The organism is Streptomyces sp. NPDC096176 (assembly GCF_044763255.1).
Classification (GTDB): domain Bacteria; phylum Actinomycetota; class Actinomycetes; order Streptomycetales; family Streptomycetaceae; genus Streptomyces.
The window spans coordinates 21,916-43,477 of the sequence record NZ_JBIWFV010000008.1 but is presented as its reverse complement, the minus strand read 5'-3'; the positions used below and the strand labels follow the sequence as shown (position 1 = coordinate 43,477).

At 72.2% G+C, this 21,562-nt stretch carries 8 protein-coding genes; 4 read left to right on the top strand and 4 right to left on the bottom strand.

Annotated features, from left to right (window positions below):
• Window positions 1-12 precede the first annotated feature (12 nt).
• The 4 genes from ACIQ7Q_RS22545 (at window position 13) to ACIQ7Q_RS22530 (ending at window position 4,237) form a co-directional block, all read left to right on the top strand.
• On the top strand, window positions 13-1,710 hold the full coding sequence (locus ACIQ7Q_RS22545; protein ID WP_403864915.1) for an ABC transporter ATP-binding protein: 1,698 nt from the start codon (window positions 13-15) through the stop codon (window positions 1,708-1,710).
• The gene (locus tag ACIQ7Q_RS22540; RefSeq protein ID WP_403864914.1) at window positions 1,707-3,557 is read left to right on the top strand and encodes an ABC transporter ATP-binding protein; all 1,851 of its coding nucleotides are present in this window, start codon (window positions 1,707-1,709) and stop codon (window positions 3,555-3,557) included. Before ACIQ7Q_RS22545 ends, ACIQ7Q_RS22540 begins: the two co-directional genes overlap by 4 nt.
• Window positions 3,558-3,710: 153 nt before the next feature.
• Window positions 3,711-3,983: a type II toxin-antitoxin system Phd/YefM family antitoxin gene (locus ACIQ7Q_RS22535; protein ID WP_403864911.1), complete on the top strand. Its 273-nt coding sequence runs from the start codon at window positions 3,711-3,713 to the stop codon at window positions 3,981-3,983.
• A complete protein-coding gene (locus tag ACIQ7Q_RS22530; protein WP_403864908.1) occupies window positions 3,980-4,237 on the top strand; it encodes a Txe/YoeB family addiction module toxin in 258 nt (85 codons plus the stop codon). The genes ACIQ7Q_RS22535 and ACIQ7Q_RS22530 overlap by 4 nt, the downstream gene beginning before the upstream one ends.
• A gap of 64 nt (window positions 4,238-4,301) precedes the next feature.
• Here the strand turns inward: ACIQ7Q_RS22530 and ACIQ7Q_RS22525 are convergent, their stop codons facing one another.
• From ACIQ7Q_RS22525 to ACIQ7Q_RS22510, 4 genes are all read right to left on the bottom strand, one after another.
• Window positions 4,302-4,511 carry an MbtH family protein gene (locus ACIQ7Q_RS22525; RefSeq protein ID WP_403864905.1) on the bottom strand — a complete coding sequence of 70 codons (210 nt, stop codon included), beginning with the start codon at window positions 4,509-4,511 and terminating at the stop codon, window positions 4,302-4,304.
• Window positions 4,512-4,516: 5 nt separating this feature from the next.
• Window positions 4,517-18,760 (bottom strand): amino acid adenylation domain-containing protein, encoded by a 14,244-nt coding sequence (locus ACIQ7Q_RS22520; RefSeq protein ID WP_403864902.1) that lies wholly within the window; start codon window positions 18,758-18,760, stop codon window positions 4,517-4,519.
• Window positions 18,761-18,954: 194 nt separating this feature from the next.
• Window positions 18,955-19,998: an iron-siderophore ABC transporter substrate-binding protein gene (locus ACIQ7Q_RS22515; RefSeq protein WP_403864900.1), complete on the bottom strand. Its 1,044-nt coding sequence runs from the start codon at window positions 19,996-19,998 to the stop codon at window positions 18,955-18,957.
• 122 nt (window positions 19,999-20,120) lie between these two features.
• The gene (locus ACIQ7Q_RS22510) at window positions 20,121-21,473 is read right to left on the bottom strand and encodes a lysine N(6)-hydroxylase/L-ornithine N(5)-oxygenase family protein (RefSeq protein ID WP_403864897.1); all 1,353 of its coding nucleotides are present in this window, start codon (window positions 21,471-21,473) and stop codon (window positions 20,121-20,123) included.
• Between the last annotated feature and the right edge of the window lie 89 nt (window positions 21,474-21,562).

The following is a 21,562-nucleotide window of genomic DNA, read 5'->3' as shown; positions in this document are numbered from 1 at the left end:
TGGAGGCGCCGCATGCCCGCTGGAGGACCAACGGGGGGCCATGTCCTCCGCAGAGCGCTCGCCGATCAGCGCCGCCGTGTCGCCGGGGCGTCGGCCCTCGGCATGGCGCACCAGGCGTGCGAGGCCCTCGTCCCCGTCGTCATCGGTCTGGTCATCGACGAGGCGGTGGCGACCGGTTCCTCCGGCGCTCTTCTGCGCTGGCTGCTGGTACTCGCCGTTGTCTTCCTGGTGCTGTCCACGTGTTACCGGAACTCCGCACGGCTCACCGAAGGCGCGGCCGAAAGCGCCGCGCACCGGATCAGACAGGACCTCGCCGCCCGGGTGCTCGACCCGCGGGGCGGCGCCGACACCGGACGGCTGCCCGGCGCGCTGACCGCCGTCGCGACCGGCGACGCCCGACGCGTCGGCTCGGTCGCCTCCGCACTGCCGTACGCACTGGCCGCGATCGCCGGACTGGCCATCAGCGCGGTGGCGCTGCTCCGTATCTCCGTGCCGCTCGGTCTGACCGTCCTCCTCGGCGTCCCGCCCATGCTGTTGATCGGCCACCTCATCAGCCGCCCGCTCGAGCGGCGCAGCGAGGCCGAGCAGGAGCACGCGGCCCACGCCTCCGGGGTCGCCGCGGACCTGGTCGCCGGCCTGCGTGTCCTGAAGGGCATCGGCGCCGAACACGCGGCGGTCTCCCGGTACCGGGAGACGAGCCGGAGCTCTCTCGCTGCCGCCCTCCGAGCGGCCGGCAGCCGGGCCTGGCACGACGGCGCGATCCTCGCCCTGACGGGCATCTTCATCGCGGTCATCGGACTCGTCGGTGCCCACTTGGCGATGCGCGGCACCATCAGCGTGGGTGACCTGGTGGCGGCCGTCGGCCTCGCCCAGTACCTCCTCGGCCCCTTCCAGCTCCTCACCTATGTCAACGGCGAGTTCGCCCAGGGCCGTGCCTCGGCCGATCGGATCGCCGAGGTCCTCGCCTCGCCTCCCGCCGTCGCCGCCGGGACGGCCACTCTTCCCGACCCGCTCGTCGGGCGGCTGCGGCTGCGGGGCGTCACACAGGGCGCGCTGCGGGGTGTCGACCTCGACATCGCCCCCGGCAGCGTCGTCGGCGTGGTCACCCGAGACCCGGCCGCCGCGAACGACCTGCTGCTGTGCCTGGGCCGCGAAGTCGACCCGGCCGCAGGCACCGTCGAGCTCGACGGCGTACCGCTGAGCGACCTCGACCCCGGCGACGCCCGCCGCACGATCCTGGTCGCCCACCACGACGCCGACCTGTTCGAGGACAGCCTGCTCGCCAACGTACGTGCCGGAGCGGACAACGACGGGGCGGACGTGAATCCGGCGCTGGCCGCCTCAGCGGCGGACGACGTCGCACAGGCGCTGCCCAAGGGAGTGGACACCGTCCTCACCGAACGCGGCCGGTCGCTGTCCGGCGGCCAGCGCCAACGCGTCGCGCTCGCCCGGGCCCTGGCCGCCGACCCGCCTGTCCTCGTCGTCCACGACCCGACCACCGCCGTCGACACCGTCACCGAGGCCCGCATCGCGGCCCGGCTGCGCGACCTGCGCCGGGGCCGCACGACGGTCCTGGTGACCACCAGCCCCGCCCTGCTCGCCGGCACCGACGTCGTGGTCATGCTCGACGACGGCCGCGTGGCCGCCGAGGGCAGCCACCCCGAGCTGGTCGGCGCCCACGAGAGCTACCGCTCGGCGGTACTGGCATGACGACGGCCCAGAACCAAGACCCGCAGGACCGACACGAGAAGGACGACGGACGGACGATGAGCGGACCCGGCACGCCCGAACGCGAGCTCCTGCCCACCGCCACCGGCGCCCAGACCCTCTCCGTCGTCCGGAAGCTGCTGCGCCGTCACCGGCTGCTGACGGTGGGCGCGGTGACCGTACTGGTCGTCGGCACGGGCATCGGCCTGCTGACCGCCCCGCTGCTCGGCCGCATCGTGGACCTCGTCGTGGACCAGCGCGGCGCGGCCGCGCTGACCGTGCCCATGGTGCTCCTCCTCGCGGTCGCCGTCGCCAGGGGCGTCGCGACCGCGATCGGCAAGTCCCTGGTCGCCAGGCTCGGCGAGACGGTCCTCGCGGACCTGCGTGAACGGTTCATCGCGCGGGCGCTGCGGCTGCCGCTCGAACGGGTGGAGCAGGCCGGTTCTGGCGACCTGACGTCGCGGGTGACGGGCGACGTCACCCTGATCGCGAAGGCGGTACGGCAGGCACTGCCCGAGTTCGCCGGCGCCTTCCTCACCATCGTGCTCACGCTGGTGGGTCTCACCGTGCTCGACTGGCGTTTCCTGCTCGCCATCCTGGTCGCCGTCCCGGTCCACGTCCTCACAGTGCGGTGGTACATCCCGCGCGCCGCGAGCATCTACGCCGCGCACCGGGTGGCGACCGGCGCCCTGCAGCACCAATTGCTGGACAGCGTCGGCGGCGTCCGCACGGTGCGGGCGTTCCGGCTGAACGGCCGGCACGCAGGACTGCTGGAACAGCGGTCGCAGACGGCCGTCGACCTGGCGGCACGAGGAATGCGCCTCGTCTCGGGCTTCTTCTCCCGCCTGAACATCGCCGAGTTCATCGGCATGACGTCGATCCTCGTCACCGGATTCCTCCTCGTCGACAGCAACTCGGTGAGCATCGGTACGGCAACGGCTGCGGCCCTCTACTTCCACGGCCTGTTCAACCCGATCAACGCGGCGCTCTTCCTCATCGACGACGCCCAGTCAGCGGGGGCGAGCCTGGCCCGCCTCGTCGGGGTGTCGAGCCTCCCGGCCGAACGGGAGCCCGACGGGCGGGCCGCCGCGCCCGTGGACGGCTCGGTCAAGGTGAAGGACCTCGGCCACGCGTACGTGGACGGCCACCCCGTGCTTCGGGCGGTGGATCTGGAGGTGCGCGACGGCGAACGCGTGGCCCTGGTCGGCGCCAGCGGCGCGGGAAAGACCACACTGGCGAAGCTGATCGCGGGCGTCCACGACCCGGCCACCGGAACCATCGCCCTGGGCGGCGTGGACTCCCGGGAGCTGGGCCCGGCCGGGGTCCGGCAGGCGGTCACCCTCATCAGCCAGGAAGTCCACGTCTTCGCCGGCCCCCTCTCCGAGGACCTGCGACTGGCTCGCCCCGAGGCGACGGACGAGGAGCTGCGCGCCGCGCTGGCCCACGTCGACGCCCTCCACTGGGTCGACGCGCTGCCCGACGGCCTGGCCACGGTCGTGGGCGAGGGCGGCCATCGCCTCACGGTCACCCAGGCCCAGCACTTGGCCCTCGCCCGTCTTGTCCTCGCCGACCCGCCCATCGCGATCCTGGACGAGGCCACCGCGGACGCCGGCAGCGCGGGTGCCCGCGTGTTGGAGACCGCCGCCCTGCGCGCTTTGGAGGGCCGCACGGGCCTGATGGTCGCGCACCGCCTCCCGCAGGCGGCGACCGCGGACCGCGTTGTCGTCCTGGACCAGGGCCGCGTCGTCGAGACGGGCACCCACGACGAACTCGTCGCGGCGGGCGGCCGCTACGCCGAACTCTGGTCGGCCTGGTCCGACAGCCGCCGCGAACCGGCGGTCCCGGCATAGGCCTCGCCCTTCGTCCCGCCAAGGCTGCCGCCCATGCATCCGTGGGCGGGAGCCTTACGGTGCTCAGCGCCGCCTTGCATGCCTGAGTGGTACCCAAAACCCGTACGAGGCTGGTACCATTTAGTCGTACGACTTTGGAGAGAGGTGCCGCTCATGACCATAAGCGCCAGTGAGGCCCGCAAGGACCTCTTCCCGCTCATCAAGCGCGTCAACGACGATCACGTCCCGGTGCGTATCAGCTCCAAGGGCGGCGACGCCGTTCTGATGTCGGCCGAGGACTACGACTCCTGGCAGGAGACCGTCTACCTGCTGAAATCCCCTGCCAACGCTCAACGTCTCATGGAAGCCGTCGCCCGCGACAGAGCCGGTGAGGCCACCATCGCCAAGACTGTGGAAGAGCTTGAAGCCCTGGCAGGTGACGGGTGAGGAGCGTCCACTTCGACCCGGCCGGATGGGAGGACCTCCTGTTCTGGCTGAGCTCGGATCGCAGCACAGCCCGCAGGATCACCCGGCTGATCAGCGAGATCCAGCGCACCCCGTTCACAGGTATCGGCAAACCCGAGCCGCTGAAGGGCGACCTGTCCGGCTACTGGTCGCGCCGCATCAACGACGAGCACCGGCTCGTGTACCGGGTGGACGACAAGGAAGTCAAGATCCTCAAGGCCCGCTACCACTACTGACCGCCCAGAACACCGCCGCCCGTGGAGAAGGTTCTCCACGGGCGGCGGCGTCGTGCCGGGCGCGTCAGCCCTGCTGGGCGACCAGGCTGGCCGGACGCAGGTCCGTCCAGCGCTCCTCGACGTAGGCGAGGCACGCCTCGCGGGTGTCCTCGCCGAAGGCGGTCCGCCAACCGGCGGGAACCTCGGCGAAGGACGGCCACAGCGAGTGCTGGTTCTCGTCGTTGACCAGGACCAGGAAGCGGCCCTGCGGGTCCTCGAACGGGTTGGTGGTCATCGGTGTCACTTCCTGGTCGACAGTGCGGTCATGGCGGTGAACAGCTCGGAGAGCGGCTGCTCGGGGTCGGCTGCCACGGAGCGCAGCAGCCTCTGGAGTTCGTCGGCGAGCCGCCGTGCCTTGGCGGTGCCGAGCAGATCGGGCGCGTGGATCAGGCCGCAGTGGACCGGGCCTTCGCCGCGCGGTTCGTAGAAGCTGAGGGTCAGCTGCGCCCGCGTCGAGCCGGTCGGTACGGCGTCGAGGGAGCCGACCCCGCCCTCCAGCTGCTCCAGGTCCGCCTGTTCATGGTGGATCACCATGACCTGCGGGCCCTCCGGCGGCAGTCCGGTCGCCCGGACGACCTCCTCGAACGGGACGTCCTGCCGGTCGAGCGCGCCGAGCGTGGTCTCCCGTACGCGGGACAGCAGCTCCGCGAACGTCGGGTCGCCGGCGGTGTCGGTGCGCAGCACGACCGTGTTGAAGAAGCAGCCCACCAGGTCGGCCAGTTGGTCGTCCGTACGGCCGGCGACCATCGTACCGATGGGCAGGTCCGTGCCCGCGCCGTGGGCGGTGAGCAGCGCCGCCAGGGCGGAGTGCAGCACCATGAACATGCTGGTGCCGGTCGCCCGGGCCAGATCGTCCATGGCCGCGTGCAGCTCCTCGTCGAGCACGAAGCCCACATGGTCCGCGCCGGGCGAGGGCGAGCGGGGGCCGTCCGCCGGGAGTGCCGGCTCGGCCGGTACGTCCTTCAACGTCTCGCGCCAGTAGGCGAGCTGCCGGCCGCCGCGGCTGTTCGGGTCGTCCAGTTCGCCGAGGACCTCACGGGCCCAGTGGGCGTAGTCCGTGTACGAGACCGGCAGCGGCTGCCACTCGGGCGCCCGGCCTTCCGTACGGGCCGCGTACGCCGTCGTCAGGTCGCGGAAGAGGGGCACGACGGACCATTCGTCGACCGCCAGGTAGTGCATGGTCAGCAGCAGTGCCTGCCGGCCCGTGGCCTCGGTCAGCAGGTGCGCCCCGAGGGGTGCCTCCCGGTCCGGCTTCGGTGCCCCGGCCGCGAGTTCCGCCAGCCGGGCCTCCAGTTCCTCGCACTTCTCCAGCGTCAGAGCCGGGGCAGCGGCGGGCCGGTGGTACAGCACGCCGTCCCGTTCCGCGAACGCCGTGCGGAGCGGCTCGTGACGAGCAGCCACGTCGGCGAGCGCGGCGGACAGGGCGTCCGCGTCCAGACCGCCGGGAGAGCGCAGGACGAGCGCGTGGTCGAAGCCCGCGTGACGGCGGTAGGTGTCCCACTGCCAGCGCTGGACCGGGGCCGCCGCCGACGGCTCCTGGCGGTCCTCCGCCGGGAGCAGTGCGGGGCGGGCGGTCGCCGCGCCCTTCAGTTTGCCCTCGATACCGGCGACCGTCAGTGCGTCGAAGACGTCCCGGATGCTCAGCTCGACCCCGAACTCGGCGCGGATACGGCCCAGGAGCCGCATCGAGGCCATGGAGTGGCCGCCGAGCGCGAAGAAGTTGTCGTGGATGCCGACCTTCTCCAGCTTGAGGATCTCGCAGAACAGCTCGGCGAGCCTGGCCTGCGTCTCGGTGGCCGGGAGCGCGTCGCCGGTCATCGCGGCCCAGTCCGGCGTGGGCAGCGCCTTGCGGTCCAGCTTGCCGTTGGGTGTCAGCGGCAGCGGACCGTCCAGGGGCACGACGAGCGCCGGGACCATGTACTCGGGCAGGACACCGGCGACATGGGTGCGCAGCTCCTGCGGGTCGAGTTCGCCGGCTTCCGGAACGGCGTAGCCGACCAGCCGGACGATGTCGCCGTCGCGGTCGGGCACCACGGCGGCCTGCGCGACCGACGGGTGTCCGGCGAGGGCCGCCTCGATCTCGCCCAGTTCGATGCGGAAGCCGCGCACCTTCACCTGGGTGTCGACCCGCCCGAGGAAGTCGAGGTTGCCGTCCGCGCGCCAGCGGGCGCGGTCACCGGTGCGGTACATCCGGCTGCCGGGCGGGCCGAACGGGTCGGCGACGAACCGCTCGGAGGTCAGTGCGGCCTTGCCGAGGTAGCCGCGTGCGAGGCCGCGTCCGGAGACGTACAGCTCGCCCGCGACACCGGGCGGGACCGGCCGCAGGTTCTCGTCCAGGACGTAGGCGCGGGTGTTGGGGTCGGGCCGGCCGATGGGCACCCGGCCGGACGGGAGTCGGCCGTACTGGCGGGCGGGCCACAGCGTGGAGTTGACCGTCGCCTCGGTGAGCCCGTAGGCGCAGATCAGGTGGGCCGTGGCGCCGAAGCGCTCGAACAGGTCCGGCGGCACGGTTTCCGTGCCGACCAGGACGGTCGACCCCTCGGGCAGCTCGCAGCCCGGCGGCAGGGCCGACACGAGCGACGGCGGAAGGATCATGTGGGTGATCCGCTGGTCCGCGAGGAAGTCGGTGAGCGCCGGGCCGGCGACCCGCGCCTCGTCCGTGATGAGGACGAGCCGGCCGCCATGGCACAGCGCCATCGACAGTTCGAAGGCGAAGACGTCGAAGCCGATCGACGCGAACTGCAGGACACGACTGTCGCGTTCCAGGCCCATCCGGTCGACGGCTGTGGCCACCAGGCTGGCGATGCCCTCGTGCGGGACCACCACGCCCTTGGGGCGGCCCGTCGAGCCGGATGTGTAGATGACGTACGCGGCCTGGTCCAGGTCGACCCGGTCGCTCTCGGGCAAGGTCTCCGGCAGGGCGTCCAGCTCGGCGGCCACTGAAGGCTCGTCGAGCAGCACCACCGCTACGCCCGCCACCGCCGGGATCTTCCCCGCGACCGGCTCGGTGCCGACCACGAGCGCCGCCCGCGAGTCCTCGATCATGTAGGTGAGACGGTCGGCCGGGTGGACCAGGTCGAGGGGCAGGAACGCGGCGCCCAGCTTCAGCGCGGCGAGCACGGTGGCGACCATGTCGACCGAGCGCGGAACGGCGACACCGACGACGCTCTCTGCGCCGACGCCGCGCGCGGCCAGCAGCCTGGCGACACGGTTGGCCCGGGCGTCGAGCTGCGCGTACGTCACGGAGCGGGTGCGGTCGACGACGGCGACCGCGTCGGGACGCTCGGCGAGGCGCCGCGCGAACAGCGCCGGGAACGACGCCTCTTCGACTTCGCGCGACGTGGCGTTGAAGCCCTGAAGGACCAGCTGCCGCTCGTCGTCGCCGAGGATCTCCGCCTGCGAGACGGGCCGATCGGGCGCGGCGACGAGGGCCGCGACGAGGGCCGTGAGGCGGTCGCCGAGCCGTTCGGCGGTGTCGTGGTCGAACAGCTCCGTGGCGAACTCCAAGCGGCAGTTCAGGGAGCCCTCACCGCCGTCGGCCGGTGTGTGCTCGGTGAAGCTGAACACCAGGTCGAACTTGGCGGAGCGGATGCGGAACGGCACATGGTCGGCGTGGAGGTCGGGCAGTTCGAGTCCGTCGCCCGTGCGTGCGTGGTAGCCGACCATCACCTGGAACAGCGGGTTCCGGGACAGTGAGCGCGTCGGGTTGAGCTTCTCCACCACCGACTCGAACGGCACGTCCGCGTGCGAGAACGCGGCAAGGTCGGTCTCCCGGACCCGGGCGAGGAGCTCGGTGAAGCTCGGGTCGCCGCTCAGGTCGGTGCGCAGCACCAGTGTGTTGACGAAAAAGCCGACCAGGTCGTCCAGCGCTTCGTCGCCGCGGCCCGCGATGGGCGAGCCGAGGGGAATGTCCGTCCCGGCGCCCATGCGGTGCAGCAGGGCGGCCACGGCCGCGTGCACCACCATGAACATGCTGGCCCCGGTCTCGCGTGCGAGTCGCTTCAGACCCTCGTGGACATCGGCGCCGAAGGCGACGTCCAGTTCGTCGCCGGAGAACGCCGGCCGTGCCGGGCGCGGCCGGTCCGTCGGCAACTCCAGCTCCTCGGGGGCGCCGTCCAGCGTCGTGCGCCAGTACTCCAGCTGCCGGGCGGCCAGGCTGTCCGCGTCCGTCGGGTCGCCGAGGAGGCGCTGCTGCCACAGCGCGTAGTCGGCGTACTGGACGGGCAGCGGCTCCCAGTCGGGTGCCGATCCTGAGATCCGGGCGGAGTACGCGGCGGCGAGGTCGCGGAGGAACGGGCGGTCCGACCACTCGTCGGTGGTGATGTGGTGCAGCAGCAGGACGACGACGTGGTCCTCCGGTGCCAGCTCCACGATCGTGGCGCGCAGCGGCAGTTCCGCGACGAGGTCGAACGGCCGGTTGATCGCCGCGTCGACGAGGGCGGGCACCTCGTCCTCGGTGGCGCGAAGCCGCTCCACGACGGGCCGTGCCTCTCCGGCGGGCAGTACGCGCTGGATCGCCTGTCCTTCGGGCCCGACGAACAGCGTCCGCAAGGCTTCATGACGGCTCGTCACATCGACGAGTGCCGCCTCCCAGGCGTCGACATCGAGGGCGCCGCGCAACCGCATGACCAGCGGGAAGTTGTACGCGGCCGAGGTGCACTCGATCTGCTGGATGACCCACAACCGCTGCTGGGCGTGCGAGAGCGGCAGCTCGGCGGGCCGCTCACCGGCGGTCAGTGCCGGCCGGGCGGCACCGCCGGAACGGGCCGTGCGCTCGACCAGCTCCGCGACGGTCGGCGCCTCGAACAGGTCGCGGATCGCGAGTTCGGCGTCGAGAGCGGTACGGGCACGGCTGACGAGGCGGGTGGCGAGCAGCGAGTGGCCGCCCAGCTCGAAGAAGTCGCTGTCGATGCCGACGCTGCCCTCCGGCAGGCCGAGTACCTCCGCGAAGAGTGCGCAGAGCGTCTCCTCCTGCGGGGTGCGGGGTGTGCGGCTCGCACCCGTTCCGGCGAAGTCCGGGGCGGGCAGGGCGCGTACGTCCAGCTTGCCGTTGACGGTGAGCGGCAAGGTGTCCACGGCGACGAGCGCGGACGGGACCATGTAGTCGGGCAGCCCCGCCTTCAGGTGGTCGCGCAGCCGCTGGAGAAGCTCCTCCCCGGTCTCCGTGCCGTCCTCCGGCGCGAAGTAGCCGACCAGGCGCTTCGTGCCGGTGCTCTCGTTCACGACGACCGCCGCGTGGGCGACCTCGGGGTGCGAGGACAGGGCCGCCTCGATCTCGCCCAGTTCGATCCGGTAGCCACGGATCTTCACCTGGTCGTCGGTGCGGCCGAGGAAGTCGAGCAGGCCGTCCGGGCGCTGCCGTACGAGGTCGCCGGTGCGGTACATCCGCTCTCCCGGCTCGCCGAACGGGTCGGCGACGAACCGCTCGGCGCTCAGCGCGGGACGGTCGTGGTAGCCGCGGGCCAGGCCGGTGCCGGCGATGTACAGCTCACCGGGGCAGCCCGGCGGAACGGGGCGCAGCATCGCGTCCAGGACATAGCCGCGGGTGTTGCGGATGGGCATGCCGACCGTGGAGGTCGCGCTGTCCGTCGTCGAGCCGCCGAGCGTGTTGATCGTGTACTCGGTCGGCCCGTACAGGTTGTAGCCGTAGGTGCCTTCGGTGCGACGCAGCTTCGTCCACACCGTGTCGGAGACGGCTTCGCCGCCGAGCAGGACCAGCGCCGGACGGTGCTTCCCCGCCCTCTCGTCCCGCTCGAGAAGGCCCTCCTCGATGAGGAGCTGCGCGTAGGTGGGGGTCACGTTGACCACGTCGACCTGGTGCCGGTCGCAGTAGGCGACCAGCGCCTCGGCGTCGCGGCGCAGCTCCTCGTCGCAGACATGGACCTCGTGGCCCTCGACGAGCCAGAGCAGCTCCTCCCACGACATGTCGAAGGCGAAGGACACGGTGTGCGCGATGCGCAGCCGCCGCCCGCCGGCCGAGCCGATGGCCGGGTCGAAAATCTTCTTCTGGTGGTTGAGCTGCATGTTCGTCAGTCCCCGGTAGGGGGTGACGACGCCCTTGGGCCGGCCGGTGGAGCCGGAGGTGTAGATGACGTACGCCGGGTACTCCAGGCGGTCCGGGACGTCGTGGGCGAACGCGGGCCGCTCGGCGTCGGTGATCTCCCCGCCGGGCAGGGCGGCCAGCTCAGCGGCCACGGCCTCGTCGTCCAGGAGCAGTTCGGGCGCCACCGCGCCGTCGTCGCCGCGCAGGGTCGGCGCGACGGCCGTGGTGGACACCAGGCACAGGGGCTCGGTGTCCTCCACCATCAGCCGCAGCCGGTCGGCGGGGTGGTCCAGATCCAGCGGCAGGTACGCGGCGCCGGTCCGCAGGACGGCGAACAGCGCGGCCACCATGTCGATGGACCGGGGCAGCGCCAGTGCCACGACCTTCTCCGGTCCCGCGCCCCGGGCGAGGAGCAGGCGGCCGATCCGGTTGATGTGCGCGTCCAGTTCGGCGTACGTCAGGGCGCGCTCGCCGAAGACCAGCGCCACCGCGTCCGGGGTACGGGCGACCTGGGCCGTCAGCATGTCGGCGATGGTCTCGTTCGGCACGGGCTCGCGGCTGCCGGCCCATTCGGCGCGCAGGGCGGCGCGCTCCGGCGGCAGGAGCAGGTCCACGCAGACGGTCCGGGCCGAGGCCGCGTCCGGGGCGGCGAGCATCTCCCCGAGTCGCTCGAGGACGGTCGTGAACCGGCCGAGGATCGTGTTCGCGGCCTCCGCGTCGAACAGGTCGGGCCGGGCCGCCAGGGTCACCCGCAGCCGGTTCTCGGGCGTGACGATCAGGGTCAGCGGGAAGTGGGTGCCGTCCACGTTCGACACGTCGGTGATGCCGTGCCGCTGCCGGAGCGCCGCGGCGCGGTCCTCTCCGTCGGCGGAGCGGAGCACGAAGAGCGTGTCGAACAGGCGGCGGTGGCCGGTCTCCTGCTGGAGCGTGCCGAGGCCGACGTACTCGTACGGCATGACCGCGGCCCGCTCGGACTGCATACGGCGCAGCAGGTCGATCAGCGGCTCGTCCGGGGTGAACGCGACGCGTGCCGGGATGGTGTTGAGGAACATGCCGATGATGCCGGCGACGTTCGGCACGTCGGCCGGCCGTCCGGCGACGGCGGTGCCGAAGGCGACGTCGCCCCGGCCGGTCATCGCGGAGAGGACCAAGCCCCAGGCGGCGTTGAGCAGCGTGTTCAGGGTGAGGCCGTGCTGCCGGGCGAGGGCGCGCAGCCGGTCGCTGGTCTCCCGTGTCAGGACCGCGTCGTAGTCGGCCGGGATGACCGGGCCGGCGTCACGGCCCGTCGGGGCGACGAGGGTCGGCTCGTCGAAACCGGCGAGCGCGCCGCGCCAGGCGCCGACGCCCTCGGCCGTGTCCTGCTCGTCCAGCCATGCCAGGAAGTCGCGGTACGAGCCGGGGGCCGGCAGACCGGTGGTGTCGCCGGCCCGCTCGTACAGCGTGAAGAGCTCCTCCAGGAACAGCCACGCGGACCAGCCGTCCCACAGGATGAGGTGGTGGGTGACGACGAGCCGGTCGCGGCCCTCGCCGAGCCGGATCAGCTGGAGGCGGCACAGGGGCGGCGCCGACAGGTCGAAGCGGCGTCGGCGGTCGGCGTCGAGGAGCTCGTCGAGGCGGGCGCGCTGCTCGTCGGCGGGGAGCCCGGACAGGTCGGTCTCGACCAGGGGGATCTCGGCGCCGTCCGCGATGAACTGCACGGGCCGGGGCAGGCCGTCGCTGGTGAACCCGGCGCGCAGGCCGGCGTTGCGTTCCAGGAGCGCCCGGCAGGCGGTGCGCAGCCGGTCGGCGTCCAGGCGGTGGTCGAGCTCCAGGGTTTCCTGCGACAGGTAGACGTCGAGCGCGTCACCCGCGTCGTAGGTGGCGTGGAAGTACATGCCCTCCTGGAGCGGGGAGAGCGGCCAGATGTCGGCGACCGGCAGCCCGGCGGCGGTCTCGACGCGGGCGGTCTCCTCCGGGGACAGGTCGAGGCCGCCCAGCGGGCCGGCGGGGGCCTGCGGCTCCTGCTGCGTGCCCGCGGCGGCGGTCAGCTGGTTCAGCAGCGCCTGGAGGGCGGGGTCGATCGCCCCACCGGACTGGCTCTGCTGAACGAGCATCGCCTGGAGCGCGGCGGCGGCCTGCCCGGCGTCCGTGGCCGAGACGGTCACGGACGGGGCGTCGACGGGGGCCGGGGCGCTGTTCTGAGGGCGCGGAGCCTCCTGGGCCGTCGCGGCGAGCGCGGCAGGCGTACGGTGCTCGAACACGTCACGCGGGCTGATCGTCAGTCCCCTTTCCCGGGCCTGGGTGGCGACGGCGATCGACGTGAGGCTGTCGCCGCCGAGCATGAAGAAGTCGTCGTCGGCGCCGATCCCCGGCATGCCGAGGACGGCGGCGAATATCTCGCACAGGGCCCGCTCGCGCTCGTCGCCGGGCGCGCGTCCGCCTTCCCTGGGGGCGACGGACGGCGAGGGCAGTGCGTTCTGGTCGAGCTTGCCGCTGGGTGACAGGGGCAGTTCGCCGAGGGCCATGACGGCCGTCGGCACCATGGCGGCGGGCAGCGCCTCGGTGAGCGCCCCGTGGAGGGCTTCGGTGTCCAGGGCGGCACCGGTGCCGGGGACCGCGTAGCCGAGGAGCGCCCCGTCACGGACGATCACGGCGGCGCGGGCGACACCCGGCAGGGCAGCGAGGGCGGCCTCGATCTCGCCCAACTCGACGCGGTTGCCACGGACCTTGACCTGTCGGTCGGTGCGCCCGAGGTACTCGACGGCGCCGTCGGCGCGACGCCTCACCAGGTCGCCGGTCCGGTACATGCGTGTGCCCGGCTCGCCGAACGGGTCGGCGACGAACCGCTCGGCGGTCAGGCCGTGCCGGTCGTGGTAGCCGCGGGCCAGCTGGACGCCGGCGAGGTACAGCTCGCCCGGAACGCCGTCCGGGACGGGTCGCAGGAAGGCGTCGAGCACGTACAGGCGGGTGTTCCACACGGGACGGCCGATCGGCACGGCGAGCTCGGTCGCACCCTCGTACGGGAAGTGCGTGACGTCGACGGCCGCCTCGGTGGGCCCGTACAGGTTGTGCAGCGGCACGGGGCGGCGGCCGTGACGGGACGTCAGGTCCGACCAGCGGCGTGCGTCCGGTCCGGTGAGCGCCTCGCCGCTGCAGAACACCCGGCGCAGGCTCGCGGCCCAGTCCGGGGCGTCGGCGGTGCCGTCCATCGCCTGGACGAACGCGGCCAGCATCGACGGCACGAAGTGCATCGTGGTGATGCGCCGGCTGTGGATCAGGTCGGCGAGGTAGGAGGGGTCGCGGTGGCCGTCGGGCCGGGCGAGGACGACCGTCGCGCCCTCGACGAGGGCCCAGAAGAACTCCCAGACCGACACGTCGAAGCTGGACGGGGTCTTCTGCAGCACCCGGTCGGCGGAATCGAGCCCGTACTCGCCCTGCATCCAGGCGAGCCGGTTGACGATCGCCCGGTGGGTGACGGCGACGCCCTTGGGGCGCCCGGTGGAGCCGGAGGTGTAGATCAGGTACGCGGGGTGGTCCGGTCCCGCCGCCACGCTCGGCGCGTCGGGGGCCTCCTCGTCGTGGTCCACGACGACGTGTTCGAGACCCGGCACGTCGGGCAGCCGCCCGGCCGAGTCGCCGGTGGTCACGACGGTACGCGCGCCCGAATCGGCGAGCATGAACGCCACCCGGTCGGCGGGGTAGTCGAGGTCGACGGGCAGGTAGGCGGCGCCGGCCTTGTGCACGCCGAGCAGCGCGACCATCAGCTCCGCCGAGCGAGGCACCGCGACCGCGACGAAACGCTCCGGGCCGGCGCCGCGTGCCCGCAGCCGCCGGGCCAGTGCCTCCGCGCGCCGGTCGAGCTCGGCATAGCTCAGGGTGGTGTCCTCGAACACGACGGCCGGGGCGTCGGGGGTCCGTGCCACCTGTGCGGCGAAGAGCGAGGCGAGGGTGGCGTCTGCGTCGGGCAGCGGGTGTGTGGTGGCGTTCAGCGCGTCGAGGTGCTCCTGCTCGCCGTCGGACAGCATCCCGAGCCGGGCGACCGGGCGGGCCGGGTCGGACACGAGGGTCCGCAGCAGCGCCTCGAACCGATGGGCGGTCACCGCCACGGACAGCGCTTCGAGCCGGGCCGCGTCGTACTTGAACCGCAGCGACAGATGCGCGCCGCCGGGCTCGACGATCAGCGCGAGCGGGTAGTGCACGGCGTCGAACACCTCGGCGCCGGTGACGCGCAGCGCGTCCTGGTCGTGTCCGGGGGACAGATCGCCGGAGGGGAAGTTCTCGAACACCACGAGTGTGTCGAAGAGTTCGCCGCCGCCCGCGATCCGCTGGATCTCGGCGAGCCCGAGGTGCTGGTGGTCCAGGAGGGCCGCGTGCTCGTCCTGGACGCGCCGCAGCAGCTCGGCGAGCGATTCGCCCGGCTGGAGGGTGACCCGGGCCGGGACGGTGTTGATGAACAGGCCCACGGCCGAGTCCAGGCCCTCGACCTCGGTGGTGCGTCCCGAGACGGTGGTGCCGAAGACGACGTCCTGGCTGCCGGTCAGGCCGCCGAGGAGCACGGCCCAGGCGCCGTGCACGACGGTGCTGAGCGTGAGGCCGTGGCTGCGGGCGCAGGTGATCAGGTCGGCGGTGAGCGACTCGGGCAGCCGGACGTCCACGTGCTCGGGCCTGGCGACCGGTGCGGTCCGGCCGTCGCCCGCGCTGGCGGCGGACAGCCGGGTGGGGCCTTCCAGACCGGCCAGCGCCTGCCGCCACGCGTCGCGGGCGGCGTCGCGGTCCCGGCCGGCCAGCCAGGACAGGTACGGCTGCGGGGCGGGCGGCTCGGGCAGGGTCTCGCCCTGGTAGGCGGCCGTCAGTTCGCGCAGCAGGACGGAGACCGACCAGCCGTCGGCGATGATGTGGTGGAGGGTGAGCAGCAGCCGGTGGCGCTGCCCGTCCCGGATCAGGGTGGCCCGCATCAGTGGCGGCCGGGCGAGGTCGAAGCCCTCTGCGCGGTCCTGCCGCAGCACGTCCCTGAGCGCGGTGCGGGCGGTGTCCGCCTCGCGCCACGGCAGGTCCGTGCGGTCGGCGATGCGCTGGACGACCTCGCCGCCGGGCATCTGGCGGAACGAGGCGCGCAGCAGCGGGTGCCGGTCGAGCAGCAGTTGGAGCGCCCGGCGCAGCCGGTCAGGGTCGACGGCGCCCGCGAGGTCGAGAAGTTCCTGGACGACGTACAGGTCGCCGGCTTCCTGGTCGAACTCCGCGTGGAAGAAGAAACCTTCCTGGAGCGGGGAGACGGGCAGGGCGTCCTCGTCGAGGTGCACCTCGCGTGCGATCGTCCGGGCGAGCGCCGACGCCTCGTCGGCGCCGGCCCGGCCCGCCGTCCGGGCGAGCGCCGCCACGGTCCGCTGCCGGAACAGCTCACGCGGGGTGATCGCGAGCCCGGCCGCGCGGGCGCGGTTCACCAGCTGGATCGCGACGATGCTGTCGCCGCCCAGCTCGAAGAAGCTGTCGTGGACGCCGACCGACGGCAGCCCGAGCACCTCGGCGAACAGGGCGGCGAGCGCGGTCTCGGCGGGGGTGGTGGGCGCGTCGCCGCCTGCCGTCGCGGTCCACTGCGGCTCAGGAAGGGCGCGGCTGTCGAGCTTGCCGTTGGGCGTCAGTGGCAGGGGCCCGTCCAGGCGTACGACGGCGGAGGGAACCATGTATTCGGGCAGCGCCTCGGCGATCCGGGCACGCGCCTCGGCCACGGAGGCGTCGGTGTCCGTGCCGGTGTCGGCCACGAGGTAGGCGACGAGCCGCTTGGCGCTCCGGTGGTCCTCGCGGACGAGGACGGCGGCCTGGGCGATGCCCGGGCAGGCCATGAAGGCGCTCTCGATCTCGCCGGGTTCGATGCGGTGACCGCGGATCTTGATCTGGCCGTCGGCGCGTCCCAGGAACTCCAGGTTGCCGTCTTCGGTCCAGCGGACGCGGTCGCCCGTGCGGTACATCCGGGCGCCCGGCTCGGCGGCGTACGGGTCGGCGACGAAGCGCTCGGAGGTGAGCCCCGGCCTGCCCAGGTAGCCGCGGGCGAGGCCGCGTCCGGCGACGTACAGCTCGCCCTCGGTGCCGAGCGGCACGGGGCGGAGCGCGGAGTCGAGCACATAGGCACGCGTGTTGGGGTCGGGCTCGCCGATGGGGGCGGGCCCGGGCCTGTCGGCGGTGGCGATCCACAGGGTGGAGTTGACGGTGGCCTCGGTGAGGCCGTACGCGACGACGACCTGGAGCCGGCCGGCCCAGCGGGCGATGAGCTCGCTGGGCACCGCCTCGGTGCCGACGATCAGCACGGCGCCGTCGGGCAGGTCGCAGTCCTGCGGCAGCGCCGAGACGAGGGACGGCGGCAGGATCATGTGCGTGGCGCGGTGGCGTGCGATGTAGTCCGTGAGGGCGGGCCCGGCGACGCGCCGCTCCGCGGGAACGACGATGACACGGCCGCCGACGCACAGCGACATGATCAGGTCCCAGACCGTCACGTCGAAGCCCACGGAGGCGAACTGGACGACGCGACTGTCGGACGTGATGCCGATGCGGTCGGTGGCGGTGGCGATGAGGCTGCCGACACCGTCGTGGGAGACCACGACGCCCTTGGGCCGGCCGGTGGACCCGGAGGTGTAGATGACGTACGCGGCCTGGCCGAGGGTGGCGGGCAGGCCGAGGTCCGAGGCGTCGAAGGCCGCGCACTCGGAGGTCACGGACGGGGAGTCGAGCAGCAGCCGGCCGACACCGGCGGCCTCCGGCAGTGCGTCGGACAGCTCGCGGGTGGTGACGAGGGTGCGGGCCCCGGCGTCTTCCAGCATGTAGGCGATGCGGTCCTGCGGGTGGTCGGCGTCCAGCGGCAGGTAGGCGGCTCCCGCCTTCATGACCGCGAGCAGGGAGACCACGAGTTCGGGGGAGCGCGGCACGGCCACACCGACGATGTCCTCGGTACCGACGCCACGGGCGGCGAGGAGGCGTGCCAACCGGTTGGCCGCCGCGTTCAGTTCGGCGTACGTCAGCTCCCGGTCCTCGCAGACGAGGGCGACGGAGTCCGGGGTGCGGCGCACCTGGCGCTCGAAGGCGGCGGGCCAGGAGAGCTCGGCCGTCTCACGCGGGGACACGCCGAACTCGCCGAGGAGCCGGGCCCGTTCCGCACCGGAGATCAGCTCGATGTGACCGACGGGACGGTGCAGGTCCTCGGCGAGGGCGTCCAGCAGCGCCAGGAAGCGGGTCTCGTGGGCGCGCAGGGTCTCCTCGTCGCACACGTCCGCGTCGGCGTCGACGTGGACACGCATGCCGAGACCGCCCTGGGTGTCGATGAAGCTGAGGGCCAGGTCGCTGACCGGGCCGAGCCAGACGGGGTCGAGTTCGGTCTCGTGGTCCGAGAACCGCAGGTCTTCGGGGCGGGGCAGGACGTTGACCGTCGGGCCGACCAGCTCGGACACCCCGTCGGCCAGGCCCAGTTCCCTGGCCAGGTCCTCGGCACGGTAGCGCCCGTGGGCGACCGCCTCGGCGACCGCGGCGCTGACGTCGGTCATGAGTTCGGCGCCGGTCGTGCCGGGGCGGACGGACAGCCGCAGGGGAACGATGTTGGACACCATGCCGGGGATGCCGGCCGACACGGCGTCCTGGCGGGCGGCGATCGGCAGGCCGAGGACGAGGTCCTGCTCACCGCTGACCCGGTGCAGGTAGACGGCCACGGCCGCGATCAGCAGACGCGAGATCCGCATGCCCGCGCTGCCGGCCGTGGCCCGCAGCCGCTCGACGGATTCGGCGGACAGCTCCGACGTGCGTCGCAGCCGCCGCGTCATGGGCGAGGGTGCGCGCTCCACGAGGCGTACCGGCTCGGGACGATCGGCCATGCGGGCCAGCCAGTAGGCGCGGTCCTCCTGGGGGCGATCCGAGGCGCGGTACGCCTGGTCGGCGTCCACCAGGGCGGAGATCCGCCAGTCGGGGGCGGCCGGTGCCTGCTCGCCGGCGGTGTAGATCTCCCCCGCCCGCCGAGTGATCAGGGCGACGCCCATGCCGTCGGTGACGATGTGGTGGTAGCGCTGGTACCACGCGACATGGTCGTCCGTCAGACGCAGCAGGGCGTGGGCGAAGAGGGGGGCCGTGCCGAGATCGGCGGGGCGGTCGCGCTCGGCGTCCATCCACTCGTCGGCGGCCCGCTCGGGGTCGGCGGCGCTTCGCAGGTCGACGACGGGGACGTCGATGGGAACGCGAGCCGGCGTCTGCCGGGGGCCGCCGTCGCCGGCGCCGACGCGCACGTGCAGGCTCTCGGCCTCCCCCACGGCCTGCCGTACGGAGGAGGCGAGGCGGTCGAGGTCGACATCGCCTCGCAGGTCCAGGACGAACAGGATGTTGTAGGCGGAGCTGTCCGGGTCGATCTGCTGGGCAAGCCAGATGCCGGTCTGCCCGCCCGTGACGGATATGCCGGAAGCGGACGTCCGGTCCGACTCGACGTCAAACATCGTTCGAATGGGCCTTTCCCTGGTGATGCGTCAGTGAGTTGTGCCGCGGCGCGGGCCCCGCTCCCGGCCGCGCGGAAAGGGCCGCCGTACGGGCGGGCGACAGGACGCGGGCGAAGGAGGAACGGGGCGCAGACGGCGGGGCCCGCCCGTCCGCGTCTTTCTCGGCGGACGGGCGGGAGCCGGCGGACCGGCGCCTACTTGATGGCCGCGATCAGCGGCTCGACCTCGTCGATGGCGTACGGGATCGACAGGACGGTGTTGAAGGAGAAGGCCGCGCCGATGTCCGGGTCCTGGTAGGGCACGAACAGGTCGCGCTTCTCCTGGTTGACCTTCAGCTTCTTGTAGAGCGGCTCGGCCTTGATCCGGTTGTTGGCCTCGGTGCTGGAGGTGACCCAGACCAGGCGGTCGACGTCGAGCACGTTCAGCTTCTCGGCGCTCAGTTCGGCGACGTTCCAGCCCGGCTTGGCCATCTTGTCGATCTCGGGCTTCAGCTTGAAGCCGAGCTCGGAGAAGAAGATCGCCTTCGGGTCGGTCTTGGTGAAGGCCGAGTACGTGCCGGCCTCGAAGCTGTCGGCGACGGCGAGGGTCTTCTCGGCGAACTCGGGGTGCTTCTCACGGACGGCCTTGAAGCGGGCGTCGATGCCGGCGATCAGCTTCTCGGTCTCCGCGTCCTTGCCGAGGGACTTGCCGATCTGGCGCGTCATCATCTGCCAGGACGCTCCGTAGTCCGGGAGGCCCTTGGGCTGGGCGACGACCTTGGTGAACTTCGAGAGCGTGTCGTACTGCTCCTTCTTCATCCCCGAGTACTGGGCGATGACGAGGTCCGGCTTCAGCGCCGCGATCTTCTCGATGTTGTACTCGTCGCGCTCGCCGACGATCTCGGGCTTCGTGGTCCCCCACTTGTCCTTCGCCCACGGCCACTTGCCGTACGGCGTCTCCTTGAACCAGTCGACCGCTCCGACCGGCTTGACGCCGAGCGCCAGAACCGCGTCCTGGTCCGACAGTCCCAGGGTGACGACCCTCTTCGGCTCCGCCTCGATCGTCGTGCTGCCGTACTTGTGCTCCACGGTCACCGGGAAGGCGGCCGACTTGCTGCTCGCCTCACCCGAAGGCTTGGACTCCGTCTTCTCGGTCCCGCCCCCACAGGCGGACAGAGCAAGCGCGGCGACGGTGGCGACGGCCACACGGGGGAGGTGTCTGACGAACCGCGTCAGAGCAGGGCGTGTACCAGTGGACACGGATTTTCCTTTCACGGGGCTTTCACAGTGCATGCCACACCCGCCACATACGACGGCGCTACGAGGCGAGGGAAGCGAGTGGGGGGGCTCGACCGGCAAGCGGTCGTGGGAACGAGGGAGTCCTAGCGGACCGAGCCGATACCGTCGGCGACCGGCAGGGAGTCGCTGTGTGCAGGCTCCAGACCGCGGTTGCGGATGGAGTCCAGGATCTCGCCGACCCGGATCGCGGTGTTGGAGAGCAGCGACGACGTGATGCCGTGGGTGTGCTCGGTGCCGCCCTGGAGGTAGATGCCGCAGCGCAGTTCGGGGTCCGTCGTGATGCGGTAGTCACGCTCGACCCGGACACGGCCCTGACCGTCGCGGTGGCAGCGGTCCCCGACCTCGCCGAGGAGTCCGATGGGATCCGCCTGGCTGTAGCCGGTGGCGAGGACCACGACATCGGCGTCCAGCACCTGCTCGTCGCCGGTGACCAGGGACGTGACGGTGGCACGGACCTTGTCCCCGCTCTCCTCGACGCCGGTCAGCCGGGAGATGTTGACGAAGCGCAGCCGCTCGGTTCCCAGGACCTTCTCCTGGTACGACTGCCGGTACAGGTCGTCGATCAGGTCGATGTCCACCACGGAGTAGTTGGTGTTGCCGTGGTAGTCCATCAGCCTGCGCTTGATGTCGTCCGGTGCCGCGAAGTACTCGTCGACCGCCTCGGGGTCGAAGATGCGGTTGGCGAAGCTGCTGTCGTCGGCGGGGCTGTAGCCGTACCGGGAGAAGACGGCGCAGACCTCGGCCTTGGGGAACCGGCGGTGCAGGTACGCCACGTTCTCGGCCGCGCTCTGGCCGGCGCCTACCACGATGAAGCGGGCGGGGTCGGTGCCCTCGAGGCCGTCGACCTTCGAGAGCAGGTCGGAGTTGTGCCAGACACGCTCGCTCCGCTCGACACCCTCCGGCATCAGCGGCCGCAGTCCGGTACCGATCACGAGGTTGCGGGCACGGTGGACCACCGTCTCCGACTCCGAACGAGCCGTCACGTCGAGGTACTCCACCACTCCGTCGCGGACGACGGGCTCGACGGAGATGACCTCGTGGCCGTAGGAGACCATGTCGTCGACCTTCGCCGCGGCCCACTCGAAGTAGTCGTGGAACTCGACGCGGAGCGGGAAGAGGTTCTTGTGGTTGACGAAGTCGATCAGCCGGCCCTTGCTCTGCAGATAGCGCAGGAAGGTGTACTCGCTGGACGGGTTGCGCAGTGTCACCAGGTCCTTGAGGAAGGACACCTGCATCGTCGCGTCGTCGATCAGCATGCCGCGGTGCCAGCCGAAGCTGGGCTGACGCTCGAAGAAGTGAGCAGTGATCGCCTCCTGCCTGCCCACGCTCGCGTTGTGCTCGCTGAGCGCGATCGCCATGGCCACATTGGACGGCCCGAAGCCGATTCCTATGAGGTCGTGGATCAGAGGTGCGTCGCCAGGAAGAACCTGTGACATGTCACTCCCATCGTGCGGGACAGCCGCCTGTCAGGCGTGGATGAAAAGAACGAGACGCTGAGCCCGCCGTTGACGCCGGCCAGCCGAAC